Here is a 23394-nt window from a genome sequence, read left to right as displayed (position 1 = left end):
GGCGCTCCTTGCAGCGTCTTGGCTACAACATCGGCTAGAAAATCGGAACCGGTTTTTTCTGTTCTATTGCAATGGCGCACCGTTGGCGCGCGACCCGCAAAGATGAACTTCAATGCCCAGCTGGTGTGCGAGACTTGCTTTGGCCAGCATTGCATCGTCTGCCGCAGAAACATCACGCGAATAGACAACCTGTATATGGTTGGCCTTATGACGTGCCATCATCTGATCACGGGTGACGCCATAGAGCACACCGTGCATCATCGGCCATTCTCGATTGGTGAGATTCCAGCGTCTCTCAGTTTCCTGAGGTGAAAGCGACACCGCCTTTCCGCGTCCGATATCCATTTTAAGCCGCCCATCTTCCACATATATGCGCGACCAGACCAGCTCACCGGGCTTGGCTATACCACGAAGGGTGCCGCCGCCTTTACCAAAGAACATCGGAGGCTGCCGTACAGAATCCGATCCTCGATAGCCACCCTCATGATGAGCAGACGGTGCTGCACCTGAAATCTCAAACACCCAGACATATTCATCCGTCGTCCCGCCTCGATCCACATCACCCCAACGCAGATCATGAAGTGTGGTCTCAACCGGCTCACCAAGCGCGCGATGCAGGCGATTGATCATCAAAGCATCAAGGCCCGCACATTCATCCACTTCATTGAAATGAACTACGGCCTTACCTTCACGGATGATCTCTCCTTGTGCGTTACGCACAGGCGGGCGATCCTCGTTATTAAGAAGTCCTTCAACGAGGTCGGAGGCGGGAAGCAGATCTTTCAAGCCTTGCTGATACTGGATACCAATCGTCTCACATCCAAACTGCTCTGCCATACGTACGGCAGCGATATAGGTCTGGCACTGACCAAGCACCTGTGCTTCCGTCAATTCCTGCGCTTCATCTTTGCCAAGATGAAAAGTCATTCCAGCATCAAGCAGCCATTGATAGGCTTGCCAAGCGTCCTCCTGAGAAACATTGATCGCAGCATGATAGAGTGCCGACTGCGAGAGGCGTTCTTTGAAAACACCTAATGGAAACAATAGTTCATCGGGAATGATCGCATTATACATTCCCATGCACCCCTCATCGAAAATGCCCATGATGGATCTGTTCTCGAGAAGGTCTTTTGCAATGTGCGAAGCTTGCTCAACAAGATGCACCGGCACTGTCGCATGGTTAAACGACTTCACATGAGATGTATCATGTGAAGTAACGTTACCTGTTTTCAGCCACTCATTGAGCTTGTTCAGAAACCACTGATCGGTGAAATCCTCACTCCAAAGCGAAGCATATTCAACGCCCGCCTTTGTCAGCGAGCCGTTAAGATTGAGCAGGCCAACGAGGCCGGGATAGGTTCCCGACCAGTTAGCGACTGTCAGGATCGGACCACGATGAGCGATGAGGCCTGCAAGAATATTCTGGGAATATTGCCAGACCGCTTCCGCAACAATCAGTGGTGCATCGCGATTGATCTTTGAGAAAGCCTCAATGCCTTGCTTTTGCGTTGTAATGAAACCGTGGCCGGTTTTTGGATCGATACCATATCCGCGTACCGCTTTCCTGCCAAGTTTCTCGATTGCCGCAATGAGACGGCTTTCCATATTGGCCTGTTCAGGCCAGCATTGAATATTCGCGCTTTCACGCAAGTCGCCATTGGCGACGAGAATGATATCCTGCATGTGGTCGTCTCCTCCAGAACCAATGCTTGTCCTCTACGAGCAGTTCAACTGCTCATCAGACAGGCCCGGTTGAGCCCAAAGGCCAGACGCTTTGCAACTTCTCACCAGACAAAATACGTTCTCGGCATTGGATTTCACCATCACCATTGGCATCTGCATCGTCGGCGATAACGGCAACCAGTTCTTCAGGAATAACCACTACACCCGAAATATCAGCGAAAATCACATCGCCAGGGCGCACACGAACACCATTGATGTTCAACTCGACTTGCGACTTAGTCGGCTCCATACGTCCAGAAACCCCGACCGGGCTAACGCCACGCGCAAAAAGCGGGTAATCGAGCTTCTTCACTTCTGCAATATCGCGCACCGTACCATTGACGATTGTCGCAGCAGCACCGGCAGTTTTTGCACCAGTCGACATCAGCTCGCCAGTGCCAGAACCTTCAGCACAGGATGCGTCCACCAGCAGAATGCCGCCCTCGACGACATTGTCGATTGTGCCGTGATAGACATCCTGCGGCTGGCCGGTTCGCGTGCTTTTTTCATAGAGAACCGTATGGACTGGACCGCAGATCACCTGCCCAGGCTTCAATACACTTTGCAGGCTCAGCCCCTGCAGAAACCCATAAAAGCCATGCTTGTCCATGACATCCTGAATATCGCCCGAATACCAGCGCGACAGGCGATTGATGGCATCCCAATTGACGCGCGAATAATCATAGCTGCTCATTGTATTGCTCTTCCGTTTTAGCCCGTTTCAGGCCTGCTTCTGGATTGCCTGATCGCCTGTTCGAGATAAGCCGTACTATTGGTGATGTGTTCGCGCATCGCTTCGCGCGCATCGCTGGCATTACCCGCTGCAATCAGCCCGTAAATATTCTCATGCTCGGCCAGCCCCGCACTCAGTTTCTTGCTCGGAACTCGGCTCGATACTTTGATGACCTCTGAGATGAGCGAATGAAGATTGCCGTGCAGTGACGTTAAAATCTCATTGCCCAAAGATTGCACCAAAGCCCGATGGAAAGCCGCGTCGCCTTCGGCGAAACGCGAAAAATCGTTATCATCGGCAGACTTCCGCATGACATCGAGGGCTGCAGTTACTCCATCACGCAGCTCTCCCTCGCCAGAGGCGAGACGCCCCGCAACGTCCACTTCGATCAGGCGACGCACATCCATGGCCTGAACGAGATAAGACGAGTCTCGCGCAAAAAGCGATCCAACTGACGATACCAGTGAGTCCATGAACTCGCTGACATCATCCCGGACAACTTCCGCTCTTTCACCATGGCGACGCCGCACCAGCCCTTTGGTTTCAAGAACCTGCATGGCTTCGCGCACAGATCGCGTGCTAACACCGAATGTCCTGCCAATTTCGGCCTCAGAAGGCAGACGTTCTCCCACCTGAAGCTCACCAGAAAGAATGCGTGCCTCTATCGCGGCAACAATATGCATATGCAACTTGCCGCGATCGACATGAGGGGAAACTGAACCAATCACCATTTTACCGCTCCGAAGCCGCGATTATCGCGTTTTATTTACATTAGAGTTATGACATATGTCATATGTAAATTCGCATTTCATGTCAAGGTTTTGACATAATCAGGTTCTGGTTTCAGCCTCTTCCTACTCGGTAATATCGAGCTTTACCAAGCAGTAAAGCCGCCGTCCACAACGACATTCGAACCCGTCATGTAAGACGAAGCGTCGGATGCGAGGAAGCGGATGATACCGTTATATTCATTGATCTCAGCCTGGCGGCGCATTGGTACGCGATCAAGGAACGCATCGATAAATTCTTTATCGAAGCTTGCAGTCTTCACACCACCGAACGAAATCAGGTTCACCCGAACGTTCTTCTCACCCCAATAGGTGCCGAGATAGCGCGTTAGATTGATAAGTCCCGACTTGGAAGCGGCATAGGAAATTGCTTTGATGAACGGCTTGCCGTCGCGTTTTTCACGATAGGCATAGAGCGCCTGGTTTGGCGAAACGAGACCGTAGATCGAACCGACATTGATGATTGAACCGCGACCTTCGGATGCCATGTGGCTACCGATAACCTGACTTGTCAGCATAACACCGGTCAGATTGGTATCGATAATCTCATCCCAGAATTTCTGCGGATAGACTTCAAATGGCGCATTCTGCTCTGCCGAACCGTCTGGCTTTGAATCGATACCCGCATTGTTGACGAGTACATGAGGTACGCCCCAATCAGCGATCAGTTGTTTGGTTGCAGCTTCTAGGGCAGCCTTGTCTGTGACACTTGCCTCATAAAGGCGGATACGATCTTCAAGTCCGGGAAACTTTTCAGCAATCTGCTGCTTCGTGAATGGGCGACGGCTGAAGATTGCCACCTTCGCACCTGCTTCGGCCAACGACTTTGAAAACTGCGTTCCAAGCTGCCCGAGTCCGCCTGTCACAACCGCAACGCGGTCTTTGACACTAAAAATATCAGTCATTGTAGGTTCTCCTTGCAGATTTTACGCTTTGGCTGAGGCGTCGATTGCTTCGCGCGCCCGACGATTTCCTTCGTTGAGGAACATCACGTCATTACCCATAATAATCATGTCCACGCCCTTCTTTTTGAGCGCAGTTACGCTCTCGGCAACCGGTGGAATGCATGGCGCCATGACCTTGATGTCGCGCGCATGACACTTTTCGATAAGCTCGCTCAACTTCTCATCGACTTCCGGATGCGACATGGAATAGTCGATCGAAATGCGGCGCGAAATCGAGTAGTCGGCTGGGCCGAAGTTGATGACATCAATGCCTTCGACATCAAGAATTTCATCGATATTATCGAAGAATTCGAAGCTTTCTGCCATCGGGATAACGAGCTTGTTGGCATTCTCGCGTTCCATGTAGGATGACCACTGGAAGCCCGGTCCGGCAAAACCCGCGGCACGACATGAAGCGTCGCCACCACGACGGCCGTATGGTGGGAATTTTGCCGCACGAACGATTGCACGAGCCTGCTCTGCGGTATTGACCTGCGGAACGATAATTCCGGTGGCGCCGATTTCCAACGACTTGCGGATATCCCATTCATTAGTACCGCGAACACGAACCAGCGGTGCGATCCCCGAAAGAAGCGCTGCCATCACCAACTTTTCAATATGGGTATCGACGTTGACGGGCGTATGCTCAGCATCGATGAAGGCAAAATCCAAGCCCCAATTACCAGCAACCTCGATTGCTGTCGTCGAACCGGTGTAGAATGTTGTGCCGAACGTCGCTTCGCCATTGCGCAGCTTTTCAGCCAGTTTCAGATTTTCAACTACAGGCACGGCTCTCTCTCCTTGAGTCAGTAGTTATGTGGGGAATTAATGATTGTTGGTTCACTTCACATCCGAGGAAATAAACGCCTGCAATTCCGGCGTTTTCGGATTTGCGAAAAGTTCTTCGGAAAGCCCGGCCTCCCAAACTTTTCCCTGATGCATGAAGACGGTGTGGGTCGCGACACGACGGGCAAAACCCATCTCGTGCGTTACCAAAAGCATGGTCATGCCAGTTTTGGCGAGTTCAGCGATGGTCTTCAGAACCTCACCGGTCAGTTCCGGATCAAGTGCAGAAGTGACTTCGTCAAACAGCATGACTTTAGGCTTCATTGCCAACGATCTGGCAATCGCCGCACGCTGCTGCTGGCCACCGGACATAGAGTCTGGATAGGCATTCTTCTTTTCCAGCAAGCCTACTTTCGACAGCACTTCATCCACCAGCTTTTCCTGCTCTGCTTTGGACACATTCTTCACAAGGCGCGGGGCCAGCTTGATGTTTTCAGCGACGGTGAGATGGGGAAACAGATTGTAGCTCTGAAACACCATCCCAACTTCCTTGCGTAAATCGCGTAGCCCCTTGTTGGTGCCATCAAGCCTATGCCCAACCACTTCGATTGAGCCAGAGTTGAATGGCTCAAGCCCGTTGATGCAGCGCAACATCGTGCTTTTGCCAGAACCAGACCGCCCGATAACGGCAACGGTTTCACCAGGCTCAACCGAGAGGTCCACACCTTTTAGAACAGGCAGAGAGCCGAAAGATTTTTGCAGGTTATCAATGCGCAGCGCTGGCATTTTTCTGCTCCTTTAATTTCTCGCTCCACCACGACAACGGGTAGCAAAGGGCGAAGTACATCACTGCGACCGTCAGGAAGACGTGGAAAGGCTGGAAGGTCATATTGTTGAGAAGCTGTCCGGCGCGGGTAAGCTCGACAAAGCCGATCAAAGCCGTCACCGACGTATTCTTGATCACCTGCACCATAAAGCCGACTGTTGGACCAAGTGCTATGCGAAAGGCTTGCGGCAGGATCACGTAGCGCAGCGTTTGGGTACCACTGAGCGCAAGCGAATCCGAAGCTTCCCACTGAGCTCGGGGGATCGACTCAATGCAACCGCGCCAAATATCTGCCAGAAACGCTGTCGTGTAGATCGTCAGCGAGATTGCTGCGGCTGCCAGCGGTGGAAAGTAAAAGCCAAGGAAGCTAAGACCATAGAATGATAAGAACAGCAGGATCAGAAGCGGTGTTGCCTGCACGAGCTGAATGTAGCCCATGATGATCCAGCGCAGCCACCTCGGCCCGAGCGAGCGCCCCAGCGCAAACAGCAATCCGAGAATGCCACCGCAGACGAAAGTGATAAGCGAGAGACCTACTGTCCACCAAAGGCCCTGGATCAGAAACTGAATGCTTGTCCATCCGAATGACTGGATCATGGCTTTTGCTCCTGAACGTCGAGCGTCAGCGCCCCAGTTTCATTGCCCACATCCACGCGGCGGCGGAACAACCAGAGACCAAACAGCATGTAGATGAAGCGGAAGAAAAACGTGATGCAGATATAGATGGCGGCCACGATCAAGAAGGTTTCTAGGCTCCTGAACGTCTGTGACTCGATCGTTCCTGCTGCCATGGTCAGCTCCTTTGCCGAAACCGCCGACACAATCGAAGTGCCAAGCAAGGTCAGCGTCAGCTGGCCGGTCAATGCCGGATAGATGATGCGAAGCGCAGGAACCAAAACCACGTAGCGCATGACCTGAAACTGAGACAGGCCAAGTGCCAGACCAGCCTGAATCTGGGTCTTGGGAATGGCGATCAGACCTGCGCGAAATATCTCTGCCGAATAGGCTCCAAGATTAAGTGAAACAGCGAATATCGCCGCCTGATTGGCGTCCAGCTTGATCCCTGTGTAAGGCAAGCCGAAGTAGATCAGAAAGAGTTGCACCAGAAGCGGTGTATTGCGGAATGCTTCAACATAGACCGCGCCGATTTTCCTGCCCCAGCGTGGGCCATCAAAGCGCAGCAGGGCCACAGCAAGACCAATCGTAAGGCCGATGGCAATTGCCTCTGCTGACAGGATTATCGTGTTGATTGTTCCGGTTACAAGCTCGGGTGCTCGGGCTAGGACCGGAGCGAAGTCCATTTCATAGGCCATTGTGTTGATCTTTCAGAGTTAACAGCGGCGCAGAAGCGGGGTTGCGAGATGCCGTAACACTTTAACTTTTATGCATATTCTTTCATCGGGCAGGGCCTTGCACAAAGAACACGGCATGAAGGAACAGGCAGTCGCATACATTGCGGCATGCGACGCCGATCAGACAAAAAAGGCTTAGAACGTCGGGAGTTTTCCACCAGGAATAGGTCCGCCGATCCACTTCTCGTGGAGTTCATTCAGGCGACCGGTCACTTCCTGATAATAGATGAAGTTGTTCAGCCACTGATGCAGCTCTGTCGAGCCTTTACGGGTAGCCATCGACCAATAGAGCGTAAAGATCGGAACGTCTTTCTTGATCTCCAGATTGGTGAGGTTGCGCTTTTTTATGATGTCTTCTGCAACTGTTGCCACCGCCGCTGTCGCATCGACTTGGCCTGAAATCAGGGCTTGCATTGCTAGCGCATCGTCATCAAAACGGACAACTTCCAGTCCTTCGATGCCATAGCCGCTGACCGCCACATCCTGCGTACTTCCCTTTGGCACCGAGATGCGCTTTCCAGCCAGATCCTGCAGAGTTTCGACCTTCAAATCCTTGGCGGCAATGAAACGCATTTCATAAGCGCCATAGGGATTGGTCATGAGAAATGTCTTTGCGCGTTCTGGCGTCGCTGTCATCTGCGCAATCAAAAAGTCAACGCGTCCGGACTCAAGTGCCGCAGAACGAGAAGCGTTATTAACCGGCACAACTTCGAGATTGACGCCAAGTGCCTTAGCCGCATCGCGTGCTACATCGACGAGAAAGCCATCGGTTTTGCCGCTGGCATCAACCGTATCATAGGGCGGAATGCCCGTCAGTACACCGATCGTTACAGTGCCTTTTCCAGTGATATCTGACAGAGACTGAGCAATCGCCGATGATGTACCAAAGCACACAACAGACGCGAAAGATGCCGCAAGCGCAAACCGCCTGAACAGTTTCGTAAACATGATTTCCTCCAGCTTTTTTGTCCAAGCACGCTGCCTGTTGCGCTTCGACCTTTCCTCCCGCGGCGTCTTTTGAATACCCCGATCCTCGTCGAGTAAACGCAGCCTCTGTCATATGACTTATGTCATAAGTTGAGTCAAGCAGCTTTTGTGCTTTCATTTCTATTGAGAAAAATCTTTTGAGCGCGTTAAAAAAGCTGCAAACCAACGATGCGGCGAAGGAACGACGTTCCCGCAGCGCCGAAGCGACTATTTTTCAGAGGGATACCCGAGTTAAGCTCTCAACTGGTAATCAGCGTAATGCTTCGAGTTCAGCGATACGGGCCGCACTGTCTTTTTCAAGAACGCGCGTCATTTCACGAATGATTGTTTCAGCCAGCACGAAAAGTGCCGCCGATGAGTCCCATGCAGACGGCACCGCTATGCGGCCTGCAAGAACATGACGCGATACCCGCGCGATCGGCGAAAGCCACTGGTCAGTCACAAGGATAACTTCCACCCCGCGCCCTCGCGCCTTCTCCGCCAGCCTCAGAAGACTGTCCTGATAACGGCGAATATCAAACACCACGAGCACATCACGCTTGCCCATATCAAGCAGACGATCCCGCCATACACTTTCCTGCCCGCCAAGATGAAAAACATTAGGCCGGATAATGGTCATATGCGCTGCCATATATTGCGCGATAGGGTCGGTGAAACGTCCGCCGATCAGGTAAACATTGCCCTTGGAGTTACAAAGAGCAGCAACTGCCTGTTTAAGTTGCTTCTCGCCCAAATGCCGGAAGCTTTCGCGGATATTCTCAAGCGTATGCTCGACAGCCGGATAGGCCTTGTCCTGCTCTTTGTCCGGCCGCGCATTGCGATGATGCGGAGACTGTAATTGGGCAGCAAGCTCATCCTGCAAACGAGCCTGAAAATCAGGATAATTCTGGAAACCCAGGCGATTGACGAAACGCAGGATTGTCGGCGAACTGACCCCGGCCTGTGCGGAGAATTCAGCGACCGTTTTCAAACCCAACATAGGATAATTCGCGATCAGCGTCTGCGCAGCGCTTCGCTCTCCCGCAGGCATTGCATCGATCCGTTCATTGATCAGTTCAGCGACTGTGGCACTCGTCTGCACGCTGTTTCCATTCAAGCCTGCCCTTTTTAAATTTGGGCGAAATTGTGTTTGACAAATTATCATAGGCCGTATCAAATAATCCGCAATAGCGCATAATCTGAAAAAACGTAACATAAGTTACAGCGCGGGGAACAAACAGAATGACGGACGAGCGAGAAGATCGCACGGCTTCGTGCGCGCCTGTTATTGTCGTAAATGGGAACGGCAACAGCCCTTGGCTGTTAGTCTGCGAACATGCTTCAAACTTGATTCCGGAACGCTTCAACAGCCTTGGTTTAGATGCTGAAGCACTGAAAGCGCACATCGCCTGGGATCCAGGCGCAGTTGAGGTTGCGCGTCGGCTGAGTGCAGGTTTGAACGCGCCTCTGGTGGAGTCCGGGCTGTCTCGTTTGCTGATTGATTGCAATCGGCCACTCCACGCAACTGACCTGATACCGGAGATCAGCGAAACCACTCTCATCCCCGGCAATCATGACCTGAGCTCGATTGAACGCACTGCACGGATCGACCTTTCGCACCGGCCTTTTCATACGCGCGTCGAAGAAGTTATCGCGGAACGCGCAAAGCGTGGATTGCCGTCCTGGATCGTCACCATCCATTCGTTCACGCCGGTTTATCGTAGTGTCTCACGGCCGTGGCAGATCGGAATCATCCATGATGAGGATGATCGCATTGCAAAGCCGCTGATTGCAGCGCTTGCGCAAGACAAGAACCTGAATGTCGGCATCAACGAGCCTTACTCGCCCGCCGACCGGGTCTATTACACGCTGGAACGCCACGCGCGCCCACGCAACACGCCTTGCGTGATGATCGAACTGCGCAACAACGAAATTGCGGGTGCAGAAACACAAGCGCAATGGGCAGAACGGCTAATTACAATTTTCGCGGCAATCGGAAACGATCTTGCCTCTCAAACTCAACTCAGCGGATCGAAAGCCTGAAGGAGCGGGAAATGCCCAAGCCAATCAGACTGTTCGTCAAATATGTTGATGCACTGAACTACTATGTCGGGCGTTTTGCGATGTATCTGTTCTTCGTGCTCGGCGCATGTCTTCTTTATTCGACCTTCTCGCGTGTTGTTTTGGGCGTACCGGTCAACTGGGTGCTCGAAATGTCCCAGTTTCTGCTTTCAGCCTATTATCTGCTGGGCGGCGCTTACGCCATGCAACAGGGCGCGCATGTGCGGATGGATCTGTTCTTTGATCGCCTCACACCGCGCAAAAAAGCTATCACAGACATGATCACCATTCTCTTCATCATCTTCTATCTCGGCGTGATGGTGATGGGTGGGATTTCATCAACCAATTACGCAATCACCTACAGCCAGAAAAATTATACGGCATGGGCACCAGTGCTCTGGCCAATTAAACTCATCATGACGGTCGGTATCTTCCTCCTCCTTCTGCAATGTATCTCGAACTTCTTCAAGGATTGGGCGTCGTTACGCGGAAAGCCAATCAATACAATTGCAGGATCGGCGATTGAGGAAGGACATCACATATGAGTTCGGAACTCATCACCCTTTTCATGTTTGCCACAATGATGCTGCTGCTGATGACGGGGCAGCGTGTCTTCGGTGTCATCGGTTTTGTCGGCGCGATTGCGGCCCTTCTGCTCTGGGGCAAAGGCTCTTTCGAGATGCCTTACAATGCTACTTTCGCGGTACTGAACTGGTATCCGCTGATCACGGTGCCGTTCTTCGTCTTCATGGGTTACATGCTTTCGGAATCCGGTATCGCCAGCAATCTCTACCGCATGTTCCACGTGTGGTTCGGCGGCATTCGCGGCGGTCTGGCTTTGGGCACCATCGGCCTGATGGTTATCATTTCCTGCATGAACGGCCTGAGCGTGGCCGGGATGGCTATTGGTGCAACCGTCGCCCTGCCTGAACTTTTGAAGCGCGGTTATAATAAGGTCATGGTGACAGGCGTTATTCAGGCTGGTAGTTCGCTCGGCATTCTGATTCCGCCAAGTGTGGTTCTCGTCCTTTACGCAATGATCGCACGTCAGCCAGTTCTCCAACTCTGGCTGGCGGGCATCGGTCCAGGTCTGCTGATGGCTACACTTTTTGCCATCTATATTTATATCCGTTGCCGCTTGAACCCCGAGCTTGGACCAACCCTACCCAAGGAGGAGCTCGAGCGGATTACCTGGGCCGAGCGAATCTCCTCACTTCAAGTGGGGCTGCTTCCGCTGGTAATCTTCGGTACCATGATGGGAATGTTTTTGACGGGTATCACAAGCCTCGTGGAAAGCTCGGCCATCGGGGCTCTGCTGGCAACTCTGGCTGCACTGTTCACCAAGCGTCTGACAAAAGCCGTGTGGGAAACCACCACCCGCAACACCCTGACCATCACCTGTATGTTCCTTTGGATCATTCTGGCTGCACTTTGCTTCTCGTCAGTCTATGACGGCCTTGGAGCAGTAAAGGCAATCGAACGGCTTTTACTTGGAACTTTTGATTTGTCGCCTTGGACAATTCTAATTCTGATGCTTTTTTCCTTCATCATATTGGGCATGTTCCTTGACGACACCGCTATGTTGGTGATCGTGGCGCCTCTCTATATTCCACTGGTCAAGAGCCTCGGATTCAACCCCATATGGTTTGGCATTCTCTACACCATCACCTGCCAGATTGCCTATATCACGCCGCCATTCGGATATAATCTCTTCATGATGCGAGCGTTGGCGCCGAAGGAGGTGACATTGATGGATATCTATCGATCCATCGTTCCATTCTTCTTTCTCATGGTGCTGACCATTATCATTCTAATGATCTTTCCTGAGATCGCGATGTGGCTGCCGAACTGGTACATGGGCCGATGAAAACAATTACGGAGGAACACGCATAAGAATGGTCAAAAGAGCCGAAAAGCGGCCAGACCAGCAGCAACAAAGGGAACATCAAACAACAATTGGGAGAATGGGCATGAGCGAGAATAACAAGCTTAATAAACGTGACTTTCTCAAAAGAGCGGGGCTGACAACCGTGGGGGCGTTAGGCGCCACCACACTGGCTACACCTTATGTGCGGGCACAAAGCCCCATTAAATGGCGGCTGCAGACCTATGCCGGTCCAGCACTCGCAGAACACGTTATCAAGCCGTCGATCGATGCTTTTAATAAGGCTGCAAACGGCGAAATGGTGATCGAACTTTATACTGCTGATCAGCTTGTGCCGCAGGGCGAACTTTTCCGTGCTGTGCAGTCAGGTACAATTGATGCGGCACAGAGCGATGATGACTCCATGGCATCACCTGTCGATGTTGCCGTTTTCGGGGCTTATTTCCCATTCGCGTCCCGCTACAGTCTCGATGTGCCAGCACTGTTTAACTGGTATGGGCTCAATGAAATCTGGGAAGAAGCCTATAAGGAAATTCCGGGCGTCACATGGCTGAGTGCTGGTTCGTGGGACCCATGTAACTTCGTTACCACCAAGCCCATCCGCAGCGTTGCCGACCTTCAGGGGTTGCGCGTCTTCACCTTCCCGACGGGCGGACGCTTCCTCACAAAGTTTGGCGTCGTACCTGTGACGCTACCGTGGGAAGACATCGAGGTCGCCATTCAGACCGGCGAACTCGACGGCGTTGCCTGGTGCGGCGCAACCGAGGCTTATACTGTCGGCTGGGCCGACATCAACAAATACTACCTTACCAACAACATCAATGGTGCATGGGCTGGCTCTTATTTCGCGAATACTGAAAAATGGGAGGCAGTACCAGACCATCTCAAAACGCTGTTCCGACTAGCGATGGATTCCTCGCACTATCATCGACAACATTGGTACTGGTGGGGTGAAGCGCATTATCGCACCACCGGCGGCAAACTCGAACTCACCACCATTCCAGAATCCGAATGGAAGCAGATTGAAGACGCCGCGCTTGAGTTCTGGGACGATGTTGCCAAGCAGAGCGAACGCAATGCCAAAGTGGTCGCAATCCTGAAGAAGTATCAGGAAACCATGCGCAATGCGGGTGCGCCTTATCGATACAGTTAACAGTTTAGGGCGTCGCGTAAAAATGCGCGGCGCCCATGATTTTATCCCGTGAGGAGCGAAGCATTAAATGGCCGAACAGTTGACTTTCGACACACTAAAAAAAGCCGTCGCAAATGACGAGATTGACACCGTTCTTGCATGTTTTGTTGACATGCAAGGGCGTCTGATTGGCAAACGCTTCTACGGACCATTCTTTGTGGAATCCGCCCATGATGAAACACATGGCTGCAATTATCTTTTGGCAGACGACATCGATATGGAACCGGTTCCAGGCTATGAGGCCGCAAGCTGGGACAAGGGATACGGCGATTTTGTCATAAAGCCCGATCTCTCAACATTGCGCCGCGCGCCATGGTTGGAAAAGACAGCAATCGTCCTCTGCGACGTGCTGGATCACCACGATCATGAAGATCTTGCACATTCGCCGCGCGCTATCCTCAAGAAGCAGCTCGCGCGTCTGCACGAGCGCGGCTATCGCGCCTATTTCGCGTCGGAACTCGAATTCTATCTTTTTGACGAGACATATAAAACCGCACGCGCCAAACGCTGGCAGGAGATGGAAACCGCCTCTCCTTATGTGCAGGATTATGTCATCCATCTAACCACCAAGGAAGAGCAGGTTCTGCGCGCCATGCGCAATCATCTGGGTGCCGCGGGTATCCCGGTTGAAAACTCCAAAGGTGAATGGGGACCGGGACAACAGGAACTCAATGTTCGCTACGCAGAAGCGCTGGAAATGGCCGACCGCCATGTCATTATGAAAAATGCCATGAAGGAAATTGCCGAGGCCCATGGCAAGTGTATCACTTTCATGGCGAAGTATGATTATAGCAGAGCGGGAAGCTCGAGCCATATCCACAACTCCATCTGGAGTGCCGACGGCAAAGAACCGCTGTTCTTCGATTCCAAAGCACCCAATACGATGACGCCGCTTATGCGCTCATGGGTGGCGGGCCAGCTCAAGTATGCTGTTGATTACACCTATTTTCTGGCACCCTATATCAACTCCTACAAGCGTTTTCAGGCGGGCACATTCGCACCCACAAAAATCATGTGGAGCCAGGACAATCGCACGGCGGGTTTCCGGCTCTGCGGCGAAGGCACCAAAGGCATTCGCATCGAGTGCCGGATCGGCGGTGCCGATCTCAACCCTTATCTGGCCTTTGCAGCGCTTATTGCAGCAGGGCTTAGGGGAATCGACGAAAATCTGGAGCTGGAAGATCCATTTGTGGGGGACGCCTACAGCGCGGTCAAACTCAAGGAAATTCCATACACGCTACGTGAAGCGGCAGAGGCCCTCAAAAACTCGGCATTCCTCAAGGAAGCGCTCGGTGAAAAAGTGGTCAATCACTATGTCCACACCGCGCACTGGGAGCAGATTGAATATGACCGCCGCGTCACAGACTGGGAACTGCATCGCGGTTTTGAACGCTATTAAATTATATAAAGCATAGAGGAATTGCCCAATGAGCGGCACGGCCAGAATTATCTCCCCTATCGATGGCTCGATTTATGCAGAACGCGCCTATGCCAGTGACACCGCGATCCATGCGGCGGTCACAGCGGCGCGCCGGGCGCAACACGGCTGGGCAGCTACAAGTATCGCAGAACGCGCACACTATTGCCGTTTGGCACTTGATGCGCTTGCTGCAATGCAGGACGAGATCATCCCCGAAATCGCATGGCAAATGGGGCGGCCTACGCGCTATGGCGGCGAGAATGGCGGCGTTCAGGAACGCGGTCAGTATATGATCGACATCGCAGAAGAAGCACTGGAGCCTTATGTTCCAGCACAGAAAGATGGCTTTCGCCGTTACGTAAAGCACGTTCCGCTCGGCGTGGTCATGGTCATCGCACCTTGGAACTATCCCTATCTCACCGCCGTCAACACGGTCATTCCGGCATTGATGGCGGGCAATACTGTTCTTCTTAAACACGCCACACAAACTCTGCTAACGGGCGAACGCTTCGCGCAAGCATTTGAGAAGGCTGGTATTCCAAAAGGCGTGTTCCAGAATATCGTTCTTGATCATACATCTACGGAAAAGCTGCTGGCGTCTGGCTCAATCGACCATATTAATTTTACCGGCTCCGTCGGCGGTGGCCGGGCAATCGAAAAGGCAGCCTCCGGCACTTTCATGTCGCTGGGGCTGGAGCTTGGCGGAAAAGACCCGGCCTATGTGCTGCCCGACGTCAATCTCGACCATGCCGTTGCCAATCTGGTCGATGGTGCCTTTTTCAATTCCGGTCAATGCTGCTGCGGTATCGAACGTATCTATGTGCATGAGGCCGTCTATGACCGCTTCGTCGATGGATTCATCGACCTCACAAAGCAATATGTGGTCGGCAATCCGCTCGATAGCGCAACCACGCTGGGACCGATGGCGCAGGCACGATTTGCCGATCTCATCCGCGAGCAGAAGGCCGAAGCCTTGCGCAAGGGTGCCAAAGCACACGTCAATATGAAGGTTGAGAGCGACATCGCCAGTTCACCTTATATTGCACCAGAAGTGCTAACTCATGTCGACCACCAGATGAGTGTCATGCGTGAAGAAAGCTTTGGCCCCATTGTTGGCATCATGAAAGTGCGCAATGATGAGGAAGCGCTCGCGCTGATGAATGATAGCATCTACGGCCTCACCGCTTCGTTATGGACAAGCGACACGGATCATGCAGCGAGCCTTGGCGACCGCATCGAGACCGGAACGGTCTTCATGAACCGCTGCGATTACCTCGACCCGGCACTGGTCTGGACAGGGGTGAAAGATACCGGCAAGGGTGCTGCCCTTTCGCCCATTGGTTACCGCAATCTCACGCGACCAAAATCCTTCCACCTGCGTGAAAAAATCTGAACAATTTCTCTGACGCATTATTCGGAAAAAATGACATGACCACTCTGACTGCCAAATGGAATTTCCCGACAACCGTGCTTTTTGGGCCAGGTCGCATAAAGGAACTGCCTGCACTTCTCAAAGCAGCCGGTATTGAACGCCCATTGTTCGTTACCGATCCCGGCCTCGCAAAACTTCCCGTCGTCGCTTCCACACTCGCCATTCTTGAAGGAGCCAGCGTCAAATATGCAGTCTTCTCCGATGTGAAGCCCAATCCGGTTGAAAGCAATCTTTATGCTGGCGTGCAGGTTTTTAAAGACGGCAAGCATGACGGTGTGATTGCTTTTGGTGGAGGCTCGGCGCTTGATCTAGGCAAGCTCATCGCTTTTCAGGCAGGCCAGACCCGCGATGTCTGGGACTTTGAAGACATTGGCGACTGGTGGACCCGCGCCGACAGCAATGCGATTGCACCGATCATCGCAGTACCGACAACCGCTGGTACCGGCTCGGAAGTTGGACGCGCCGGCGTGCTGACCAATGAATCCACCCATACAAAAAAAGTCATTTTCCACCCCAAAATGCTGCCTGTAACGGTCATTGCCGATCCAGAGCTTTCGACCGGTATGCCGCCCTTCATCACGGTAGGAACCGGCATGGATGCATTGGCACATTGTCTGGAAGCCTATTGCGCACCGGGCTTTCATCCGATGGCTGACGGCATTGCGGTTGAAGGCATCCGTCTTGTGTTTGAAAATCTGCCCAAAGCTTATGTCGATGGGGCAGATATTGAAGCGCGCGCCAATCTGATGGCCGCAGCTTCAATGGGAGCAACTGCGTTTCAGAAAGGGCTTGGTGCCATCCACTCCCTCTCTCACCCAATCGGCGCGCTTTACGACACGCATCATGGCATGACCAATGCCGTCTTCATGCCCTATGTGCTCAAGCACAACCGGGCAGCTATCGAAAAGCGCATTGAACGCCTTGCCGATTATCTTGATATTGAAGGTGGTTTCGATGGCTTTGTTGATGCTATCTTGAAGCTGCGCACAGACCTCGGCGTGCCGAATACATTGCCGGAATTCGTCAAAGGCCTTGAACTGGATACAGCCCGCAAAGACCTCATCGCCGAGATGGCCATCGTCGATCCAACGGCTGGCGGCAATCCAATCGAGCTCACAAAACAGGGCGCACTCGATTTGCTGAATGCAGCCTTGACTGGAAAACTCTGACCGGAACCCGGTCAGAGTATTCTCAAATTTATAGCATTTTCAGCAAAAGTGCGAAGCGGTTCCAACGATTTAATCTTAACTTGAACCACTTTAAGCGTAGTTGCGAATTCGCGGCTACGCTTTTTGTTCAACCAGATCGCGTCGTTCTCTGGCTTCCGCATCAAGCTTTTGCGCTTTCTCAACAGAGAGCACGGACACCGTGGTGATCAGGCAATAAAGCGCAGTAATCACGGCGACTGGCCAGGCGGATTCGTACCAGCTTACCAGAGCTGTTGCGAGCAGCGGCAGTGGGCCAACAAAGAGCGCGCCCGTTACTTCTCGCGCAAAGGCAATCGCACTGTAGCGAACTTCCGTTGGGAAAATATCGCAGTAAAACGATGGCTGAACGCCGAACGAAGAACGCGCACCAATCGCATGGCCGATGATAATCAGCACCACTGCAGTCCAAGGCGTACCGGCACCCAGAAGCTGGAAATAGACCAGCGAGTAAATTGCAGCTGCAGCGGAACCCATAGCCATGATCGGCACGCGGCCAACACGGTCAGATAGAGCGCCAAATACCACGCACATAACCGCACCGAATGCACTTGAAAGCATCACGCCCATAAGAATGATTTCCCGCGGGAAACCGAGCTTAGATGTCGCGTAGGCCAATGTGAATGTTTGAAACACATAGGACAGGTTTGGAGCGAGGTTTGCGCCCATTGCCGCCAGCATCGTTCTTGGGTGGTCCCGCAGAACTTCAAGCACCGGCAGTTTGGCGTCGCGACGCTCTTCCTTTACCTGCAAAAACTCAGGCGATTCTGGCACTTTCTGACGAATGTAGATGCCAAGAAACAGCACCAGACCGCTCAAAAGGAACGGCACGCGCCAGCCCCAGCTCATGAAGGCTTCTTCCGGCAGAAGCGTGAAAAGCGCAAAGACGCCTGCTGCAAGAATTGTCGCCACATCAACAGCTGCGGCAGGAAGACTTGCAAAGAAACCGCGGCGATTGCCTGCGATTTCCCCCGCCATGACCACAGCGCCCGCATATTCTGCACCAGCACCAAGCCCCTGAACGACGCGAAGAGCCAGCAACAGGATCGGTGCCCAAATACCGATTGAATCATAAGTCGGCAGGCAACCGATCAATGTGGTGCTGATACCCATCATCAGAAGGGTAAGCATCAACACAGGCTTGCGCCCGATGCGATCGCCCATCCAGCCAAAGACGATGCCGCCAAGCGGACGCACCAGAAAGCCGACCGTATAGGTCGCAAAAGACGCAATGATACCGGTAGTCGGATCGAATTGCGGAAAGAACAGATGATTGAAGATCAGCGCTGCAGCCGTCGCGTAAAGAATGAAGTCATACCATTCAATGACGGTGCCGATGGTGCTGGCAAAAATCGTACTGCCAAGCGCCTTCTGCTTGCTTTTAGTTTCGGTTGTCAAAATCCCTCTCCCTCGATTTGACGTATATAAAGCCCCCGGCCTTTGTTAGCGCCGCTTGAAAACCGGCGCTCTTTTCTCCTTGAACGCCGCTCGCCCCTCCTGCGCATCAGCAGTTGCAAAGCAGATGGTTTGCAGGTCGCGCTCATACTCGATGGCTTTTTCAAGCGGCATCGAGACAGAAGCTTTGAGGTTGAGCTTCGCGGTTTCGGCAGCAATCGGTGCGCGCGATGAGATCACACTCGCAATTTCGCGCGCCCGCGTGAGCAGATCAGCCTGCGGCACGACTTCACTCACAAGCCCCCAGCGCTCCGCCTTCTCGGCTGAAATCGGGTCGCCTGTCATAATCATCAACGCTGCGTTGGATGCGCCAATAGAGTGCGCCAGATGGGCCGCCATGCCACCACCACCGATCCAACCGAGTTTGATCTCAGGTGCAGCAAATTGCGCATTTTCAGACGCAATGCGGATATCGCAGGACATCGCGGTTTCAAGCCCGCCACCAAAGGCATAACCATTGACGGCCGCAATCGATGGCTTAAGAAGCGCGCGGAATGCATCGCAGTAATCCGGCCGGTTGCGGAACTGCCAAGGCGTCTCATAGGTATCGAGTTCGCGAATATCCGAGCCCGCGCAAAATGCACGTTCTCCAGCGCCCGTCAGAATAACGCAACGGATCGTGTCGCTGTCGTTGCATTCGGTCACGGCTGCAACGATTGCATCAGCCATTTCCGGCGTCACGGCATTGAGTTTCTGCGGACGGTTCAAGGTGATAACGGCAACCGCGCCATCGATTTCGAATTTGATGTCTTCAGTCATGCAAAACTACCTTTCACCTGCATGCACGCGCGAAACGGCGTAGAGAGTTTGCAGCTCATTCAATACTGCAGATGCCGGGCGACGTTCATCAAAGGCCGCCCCCAAAAGCGCCGAAGCCTTGCCCTGAAAGACGATGTAGCCATCGTGGCGCGGACGCACATAGGCCTGCTCCAGTGTGTCCGCCGTGTTGCGATAGAAATTGCCCCATCGCCGGTTCACCCGCTCGTCGTGCCAGGCGTCGCGGCGCGATGGCTGGCCTTCATGATCGGGAATGAAACCGGACTGGGCTTCGCGGCTCATGAGCCACAAAAGATGACTTTTGAGCGACGAGGTGATGTGAGCGCGGCGCGAAATACCAATGCCCGTGCCGCCCAGTGTTGAGCCAGGACGGCTGCCAGTGGCGGAGCTTGGCGCATTGTGAAACGCGACAGGCTTTCCACTTTGCGGCGCTGCATAATTCACATAACCATAGACCAGCGGGCTCAATGCAACATCGTCATGCTCGGCCATATGGCCCAATATACCGATGGGATTCTTATGCCTGACAGATGCCGGGCTGCGCGCCGCAAGTTCTGCCATCAGGTCATAGACCTGCTGCCCCACACTTTTTGAAACCAGTATGTTCGGGTCTTTTTCAGCAGGTGCCTCGCCAAAAGCTGCCGCGATAGACAGAAAAGACAGGCAAGCATGTGGGCCAGCAAGCGAAAGCGCAACCTTGCCACTTTGCTGCGATAGACGAAGCACATCATCCCAAATGACAGGCACGCAATCTGAGAGATCAGGACGAAGAGCCATAACCTGCGTTGCGGCATCAAGCGGCAATGCCCAATGCTTGCCTGCAAAGCGGTAACTCGTCAATGACGGACCAATACTCGCCTTGGCAAGCTCAGCAACCGTTTCAGCACCAAACACGTCTTCAAGCGAAAGCAGACAATCGCCGGAAATGGCCTCGCCCACATGGGGATGATCGAGAACCACGAGATCATAGCGGGCGCAGAGATCAGCAATCGGGTGAGATTCAAAACCTTCTAGCGGCTGCTTGTCCCAATGGATGTTGAGACCGGCAGCAATAACATCCGGTAATTTTGATGCCGTCGCCAATGCATTATAGCCACGCGGATGATCCCAGGTGAGAGCTTTAATCACCTGCATTTCAGATGTTCCCCGACACGATGGCACCTGATTTTTCAAGTGCTTCAATCTTGTCTGCCGCATATCCGGCTTCGGCCAGCACATCCCGCGTATCCTGCCCGGTCACGGGTGCGCCACGGTCTACCGTCGATGGCGTCTTGGAAAAGCGGATCGGGAAGCCCGGCGTTTTTACCTTGCCTTCGGTCGGATGCTCATATTCGACAAAGGTGCCGTTATGCTTGATTTGCTCATCGTCCACGAGATCGGCATAGCCATAGACAGGCCCGCACCAAATATCGGCTGCGCGAAGAAGCTCCAGCCATTCGGCAGAGGTTTTCGTTTTCAGCTTATCGCGTGTCTTGGCAAAGATTTCATCGCGGCGCGCCCAGGTATCAACCTCATCATTCATGGTGAGGAAACTGTCTTCGCCGATCACTTCACCCAGCGTTTTCAGCTTCGGAAAAGCGACAATGATAAAGCCGTCAGAGGTCGCAAAAGCACCGTAAGGCGCCCGGATATAGACATGGGCATGTGGCTCTTCCGAACGGGTTTGCGGCTTGCCACCGACCGTGAATACCGAAAGTTCCTGCATCTGAATGGTGGTGATCGCATCTAGCATATTGACCTGCACCAACTGCCCCTCCCCCGTGCGCTCGCGATGGAGAAGTGCTGCAAGCGCGCCTTCAAAAGCAGTATAAGCGGTGATTGCATCAACCAAATATTGCCCAGCAGCGGTTGGCGGCTCGCCCTCACGGCCTGCCGAAAGCATAGCGCCCGACATACCTTGCAAAACGAGATCCTGCCCCGGACGATGGACATAAGGACCATCTTCGCCATAACCGGAGATCGAAACATAGATCAGCTTTGGATTGATCTTTGAAAGCGACTCGTAGTCGACGCCAAGACGCTTTGCGACGCCCGGGCGATAATTTTGCAAAAACACGTCGGCGGTTTTGACAAGGTCAAGAAGCACCTGTTTGCCGTCTGGTGATTTCAGATCGACCGCAAGCGAACGCTTGTTACGGTTGAGCGACAGGAAAGAGACATTAACGCGATTGCCTTCGGCACCGCCCGCCGCCACATGGCGCTGCCATTCGCCTGTCGTCGGCTCAACCTTCACCACATCGGCACCAAGATCACCCAAACGCTGCGCTGCAAATGGCCCGGCCATCGCAATTGAACAATCCAGCACACGAAAGCCTGATAAAACACCCATGGCAGCTCCACTCCCTGCTCAAATCCATTCGCGTCAGAACCTATCCAATATTTTTGCCTTGTCTATAGTGAGCGCTAACATTTTTATATTCATATCCTCATGATTTATGAGATAATTCTATAAACTGGTTTAGCGCTAACATTTTTCAATTGACGTAATGGCGCATATGTGAATAAAGTTTTTACAAGTGAACGGGAGGTTCACGCTGGAGGAGAACACATGACCAGAATTTGCTCAGGCCTTGGTTTGAAGGCACTCACACTCGCCATTTTGTCGGCATCTGCACTGGGCGCGAGTGCGCAAAATCAGGACCGCGCGGCATTACTCGGCACCCTGCCAACCGAAATTCAGGCACTTTACACCGATGTGGTTGAAGTTGGGCCTTCTGCTTATGGTGATTTCAAGGCGCCCGCCAAGCCATGGCGCTGGTGCCATTCGGAATCCTATATGGGCAATCCGTGGCGTGTGACCTTCAATGACGAACTCAAGCGCCTTGTGGATGGAGCTATAGCCGCAGGTGATGTATCTGAATATGTTGTTTCAGACTCCAATGGTGATGCCACACAGCAGATTTCGCAAATTCGCGCCTTCATCGAGCAGGGCTGTAATGTCATCACGACGATTGCCGGTTCTTCCACCGCGCTCAATGCAGTGATTGACGATGCCTATAAGGCTGGCATTCCGGTTATAACGTCCGCTGGTTCCGTAACGACCCCTAATGCGATCAATGTCATGCACAACCAGAACCTCTGGGGCTACCAGATGGGCAAAGGCATTGCGGAAGTGCTCAAAGATGGCGGCACAGTCCTTCAGGTTGAGGGCATTTCCGGTCATCCGCTTGTACAGCAGGAAAATGCTGGACTTGAAAAAGCGGTTGAAGAGGCCGGTAATCTCAAGATTGCCCGTAAAGTGAGCGGCGAGTGGACCGGCACGACAACGAAATCGGCAGTGCTTCAGGCACTTGCCACCACACCGCAGCAAATTGATGCAGTCTGGTCGACGGGCAGCGAAGCACGCTTTATTGCGGAAGCCTTCCATCAGGCGGGCCGTCCGCTTCCCTTGATTGCCGCTTCCATTTCAGGCGATGCACTTGGCTACTGGAATGCCAATCAGGACACGTTCAAGTTCTATGGCGGTGAAGTATCACCGCATGTTGCAGCTCAGAACGCCTTCCGTGTGGCATTACGGGTTCTTGAAGGTCAGAAGCCGCTCGTCAACACGATCATCGCTCCGATGCCGCTTGTGACGCAGGCCGACCTTCCAAATTGGTACAAAGACTGCATGAAGCCAGATTCCGCGGCCATCTTCCCGATACCGCCGCAGGATCCATTCCCGGAAGAACTGCTCAATGGCTACTTCTCGAACGGAAGTGCCACCGCGCTTTATGATTTCGCGAAAGTTCCAGCCTCCTGCTCCAAGTGAGAGCTTGCAGGACCACGTGCTGAATAACGTCATTGCCAAGATCAAATTGGTCCAAATCACTTGGCCCAAACCATTGGCAATGACTTTCGCTTATCGCAT

Annotated in this window: 22 protein-coding genes; 8 read left to right on the top strand and 14 right to left on the bottom strand. The window is 53.0% G+C overall.

From position 1 onward, the window contains the following. Nucleotides 1-63: 63 nt before the first annotated feature. The 10 genes from KMS41_13295 to KMS41_13250 all read right to left on the bottom strand — a co-directional run bounded on the left by KMS41_13295 (nucleotide 64) and on the right by KMS41_13250 (nucleotide 9219). Nucleotides 64-1683, bottom strand: a complete 1620-nt coding sequence (locus KMS41_13295; GenBank protein QWK79895.1) for a fucose isomerase — start codon at nucleotides 1681-1683, stop codon at nucleotides 64-66. A gap of 55 nt (nucleotides 1684-1738) precedes the next feature. Next, entirely contained in the window at nucleotides 1739-2416 is a 678-nt protein-coding gene (locus tag KMS41_13290; GenBank protein ID QWK79894.1) for a hypothetical protein, read from the bottom strand. 17 nt (nucleotides 2417-2433) lie between these two features. After that, nucleotides 2434-3186 (bottom strand): FadR family transcriptional regulator, encoded by a 753-nt coding sequence (locus tag KMS41_13285; GenBank protein QWK79893.1) that lies wholly within the window; start codon nucleotides 3184-3186, stop codon nucleotides 2434-2436. 143 nt (nucleotides 3187-3329) lie between these two features. Next, nucleotides 3330-4148 (bottom strand): SDR family oxidoreductase, encoded by an 819-nt coding sequence (locus KMS41_13280; protein ID QWK79892.1) that lies wholly within the window; start codon nucleotides 4146-4148, stop codon nucleotides 3330-3332. Between the two features lie 21 nt (nucleotides 4149-4169). Beyond that, nucleotides 4170-4976, bottom strand: coding sequence for a 2,4-dihydroxyhept-2-ene-1,7-dioic acid aldolase (locus KMS41_13275; GenBank protein QWK79891.1), 807 nt, complete (start codon nucleotides 4974-4976; stop codon nucleotides 4170-4172). A gap of 51 nt (nucleotides 4977-5027) precedes the next feature. Next, nucleotides 5028-5759 carry an amino acid ABC transporter ATP-binding protein gene (locus KMS41_13270; protein QWK79890.1) on the bottom strand — a complete coding sequence of 244 codons (732 nt, stop codon included), beginning with the start codon at nucleotides 5757-5759 and terminating at the stop codon, nucleotides 5028-5030. Continuing rightward, on the bottom strand, nucleotides 5740-6396 hold the full coding sequence (locus KMS41_13265; protein ID QWK79889.1) for an amino acid ABC transporter permease: 657 nt from the start codon (nucleotides 6394-6396) through the stop codon (nucleotides 5740-5742). Before KMS41_13265 ends, KMS41_13270 begins: the two co-directional genes overlap by 20 nt. Next, on the bottom strand, nucleotides 6393-7112 hold the full coding sequence (locus tag KMS41_13260; GenBank protein ID QWK79888.1) for an amino acid ABC transporter permease: 720 nt from the start codon (nucleotides 7110-7112) through the stop codon (nucleotides 6393-6395). The genes KMS41_13265 and KMS41_13260 overlap by 4 nt, the downstream gene beginning before the upstream one ends. A 174-nt stretch (nucleotides 7113-7286) precedes the next feature. After that, entirely contained in the window at nucleotides 7287-8099 is an 813-nt protein-coding gene (locus KMS41_13255; GenBank protein QWK79887.1) for a transporter substrate-binding domain-containing protein, read from the bottom strand. A 289-nt stretch (nucleotides 8100-8388) separates the two neighbouring features. Continuing rightward, the gene (locus tag KMS41_13250) at nucleotides 8389-9219 is read right to left on the bottom strand and encodes a MurR/RpiR family transcriptional regulator (protein ID QWK79886.1); all 831 of its coding nucleotides are present in this window, start codon (nucleotides 9217-9219) and stop codon (nucleotides 8389-8391) included. A gap of 140 nt (nucleotides 9220-9359) precedes the next feature. Between KMS41_13250 and KMS41_13245 the strand changes: the two genes are divergently transcribed. From KMS41_13245 to KMS41_13215, 7 genes are all read left to right on the top strand, one after another. Further along, nucleotides 9360-10160, top strand: coding sequence for an N-formylglutamate amidohydrolase (locus KMS41_13245; protein QWK79885.1), 801 nt, complete (start codon nucleotides 9360-9362; stop codon nucleotides 10158-10160). A gap of 11 nt (nucleotides 10161-10171) precedes the next feature. Beyond that, entirely contained in the window at nucleotides 10172-10723 is a 552-nt protein-coding gene (locus tag KMS41_13240) for a TRAP transporter small permease subunit (protein QWK79884.1), read from the top strand. Then, nucleotides 10720-12045 (top strand): TRAP transporter large permease subunit, encoded by a 1326-nt coding sequence (locus KMS41_13235; GenBank protein QWK79883.1) that lies wholly within the window; start codon nucleotides 10720-10722, stop codon nucleotides 12043-12045. Before KMS41_13240 ends, KMS41_13235 begins: the two co-directional genes overlap by 4 nt. 103 nt (nucleotides 12046-12148) lie before the next feature. Beyond that, nucleotides 12149-13216 (top strand): TRAP transporter substrate-binding protein, encoded by a 1068-nt coding sequence (locus KMS41_13230; protein QWK79882.1) that lies wholly within the window; start codon nucleotides 12149-12151, stop codon nucleotides 13214-13216. A 67-nt stretch (nucleotides 13217-13283) separates the two neighbouring features. After that, nucleotides 13284-14654 (top strand): glutamine synthetase family protein, encoded by a 1371-nt coding sequence (locus KMS41_13225; GenBank protein ID QWK79881.1) that lies wholly within the window; start codon nucleotides 13284-13286, stop codon nucleotides 14652-14654. A 28-nt stretch (nucleotides 14655-14682) separates the two neighbouring features. After that, a complete protein-coding gene (locus KMS41_13220) occupies nucleotides 14683-16068 on the top strand; it encodes an aldehyde dehydrogenase family protein (GenBank protein QWK79880.1) in 1386 nt (461 codons plus the stop codon). 35 nt (nucleotides 16069-16103) lie between these two features. Continuing rightward, a complete protein-coding gene (locus KMS41_13215; GenBank protein ID QWK79879.1) occupies nucleotides 16104-17276 on the top strand; it encodes an iron-containing alcohol dehydrogenase in 1173 nt (390 codons plus the stop codon). A gap of 114 nt (nucleotides 17277-17390) precedes the next feature. On the opposite strand, the gene KMS41_13210 is transcribed toward KMS41_13215, so the two are convergent. Genes KMS41_13210 through KMS41_13195 form a run of 4 tightly spaced genes read right to left on the bottom strand, consistent with a single transcriptional unit; the run spans nucleotide 17391 to nucleotide 21873 of the window. Next, entirely contained in the window at nucleotides 17391-18710 is a 1320-nt protein-coding gene (locus KMS41_13210; GenBank protein QWK79878.1) for an MHS family MFS transporter, read from the bottom strand. 45 nt (nucleotides 18711-18755) lie between these two features. Then, nucleotides 18756-19526, bottom strand: a complete 771-nt coding sequence (locus KMS41_13205; protein ID QWK79877.1) for an enoyl-CoA hydratase/isomerase family protein — start codon at nucleotides 19524-19526, stop codon at nucleotides 18756-18758. Between the two features lie 6 nt (nucleotides 19527-19532). Next, the gene (locus KMS41_13200) at nucleotides 19533-20678 is read right to left on the bottom strand and encodes a carbohydrate ABC transporter substrate-binding protein (GenBank protein QWK79876.1); all 1146 of its coding nucleotides are present in this window, start codon (nucleotides 20676-20678) and stop codon (nucleotides 19533-19535) included. A 1-nt stretch (nucleotide 20679) separates the two neighbouring features. Beyond that, nucleotides 20680-21873 (bottom strand): CoA transferase, encoded by a 1194-nt coding sequence (locus tag KMS41_13195; protein ID QWK79875.1) that lies wholly within the window; start codon nucleotides 21871-21873, stop codon nucleotides 20680-20682. 219 nt (nucleotides 21874-22092) lie between these two features. On the opposite strand from KMS41_13195, the gene KMS41_13190 reads away from it, so the two are divergent. Continuing rightward, nucleotides 22093-23295 (top strand): substrate-binding domain-containing protein, encoded by a 1203-nt coding sequence (locus tag KMS41_13190; GenBank protein QWK79874.1) that lies wholly within the window; start codon nucleotides 22093-22095, stop codon nucleotides 23293-23295. The last annotated feature ends 99 nt before the right edge of the window (nucleotides 23296-23394 follow it).

It is taken from the genome of Ochrobactrum sp. BTU1 (assembly GCA_018798825.1).
GTDB lineage: Bacteria > Pseudomonadota > Alphaproteobacteria > Rhizobiales > Rhizobiaceae > Brucella.
The sequence above is the reverse complement of the archived record's forward strand: the minus strand, read 5'-3'. Positions and strand labels throughout refer to the sequence as shown.

What these genes read in the sequence shown, in the direction of transcription:
- KMS41_13245 (QWK79885.1), top strand. Translation starts at nt 9,360, where the DNA reads ATGACGGACGAGCGAGAAGATCGCACGGCTTCGTGCGCGCCTGTTATT.
- KMS41_13220 (QWK79880.1), top strand. Translation starts at nt 14,683, where the DNA reads ATGAGCGGCACGGCCAGAATTATCTCCCCTATCGATGGCTCGATTTAT.
- KMS41_13230 (QWK79882.1), top strand. Translation starts at nt 12,149, where the DNA reads ATGAGCGAGAATAACAAGCTTAATAAACGTGACTTTCTCAAAAGAGCG.
- KMS41_13290 (QWK79894.1), bottom strand. Translation starts at nt 2,416, where the DNA reads ATGAGCAGCTATGATTATTCGCGCGTCAATTGGGATGCCATCAATCGC.
- KMS41_13205 (QWK79877.1), bottom strand. Translation starts at nt 19,526, where the DNA reads ATGACTGAAGACATCAAATTCGAAATCGATGGCGCGGTTGCCGTTATC.
- KMS41_13240 (QWK79884.1), top strand. Translation starts at nt 10,172, where the DNA reads ATGCCCAAGCCAATCAGACTGTTCGTCAAATATGTTGATGCACTGAAC.
- KMS41_13295 (QWK79895.1), bottom strand. Translation starts at nt 1,683, where the DNA reads ATGCAGGATATCATTCTCGTCGCCAATGGCGACTTGCGTGAAAGCGCG.
- KMS41_13190 (QWK79874.1), top strand. Translation starts at nt 22,093, where the DNA reads ATGACCAGAATTTGCTCAGGCCTTGGTTTGAAGGCACTCACACTCGCC.
- KMS41_13235 (QWK79883.1), top strand. Translation starts at nt 10,720, where the DNA reads ATGAGTTCGGAACTCATCACCCTTTTCATGTTTGCCACAATGATGCTG.
- KMS41_13265 (QWK79889.1), bottom strand. Translation starts at nt 6,396, where the DNA reads ATGATCCAGTCATTCGGATGGACAAGCATTCAGTTTCTGATCCAGGGC.
- KMS41_13200 (QWK79876.1), bottom strand. Translation starts at nt 20,678, where the DNA reads ATGCAGGTGATTAAAGCTCTCACCTGGGATCATCCGCGTGGCTATAAT.
- KMS41_13285 (QWK79893.1), bottom strand. Translation starts at nt 3,186, where the DNA reads ATGGTGATTGGTTCAGTTTCCCCTCATGTCGATCGCGGCAAGTTGCAT.
- KMS41_13215 (QWK79879.1), top strand. Translation starts at nt 16,104, where the DNA reads ATGACCACTCTGACTGCCAAATGGAATTTCCCGACAACCGTGCTTTTT.
- KMS41_13255 (QWK79887.1), bottom strand. Translation starts at nt 8,099, where the DNA reads ATGTTTACGAAACTGTTCAGGCGGTTTGCGCTTGCGGCATCTTTCGCG.
- KMS41_13280 (QWK79892.1), bottom strand. Translation starts at nt 4,148, where the DNA reads ATGACTGATATTTTTAGTGTCAAAGACCGCGTTGCGGTTGTGACAGGC.
- KMS41_13195 (QWK79875.1), bottom strand. Translation starts at nt 21,873, where the DNA reads ATGGGTGTTTTATCAGGCTTTCGTGTGCTGGATTGTTCAATTGCGATG.
- KMS41_13260 (QWK79888.1), bottom strand. Translation starts at nt 7,112, where the DNA reads ATGGCCTATGAAATGGACTTCGCTCCGGTCCTAGCCCGAGCACCCGAG.
- KMS41_13270 (QWK79890.1), bottom strand. Translation starts at nt 5,759, where the DNA reads ATGCCAGCGCTGCGCATTGATAACCTGCAAAAATCTTTCGGCTCTCTG.
- KMS41_13225 (QWK79881.1), top strand. Translation starts at nt 13,284, where the DNA reads ATGGCCGAACAGTTGACTTTCGACACACTAAAAAAAGCCGTCGCAAAT.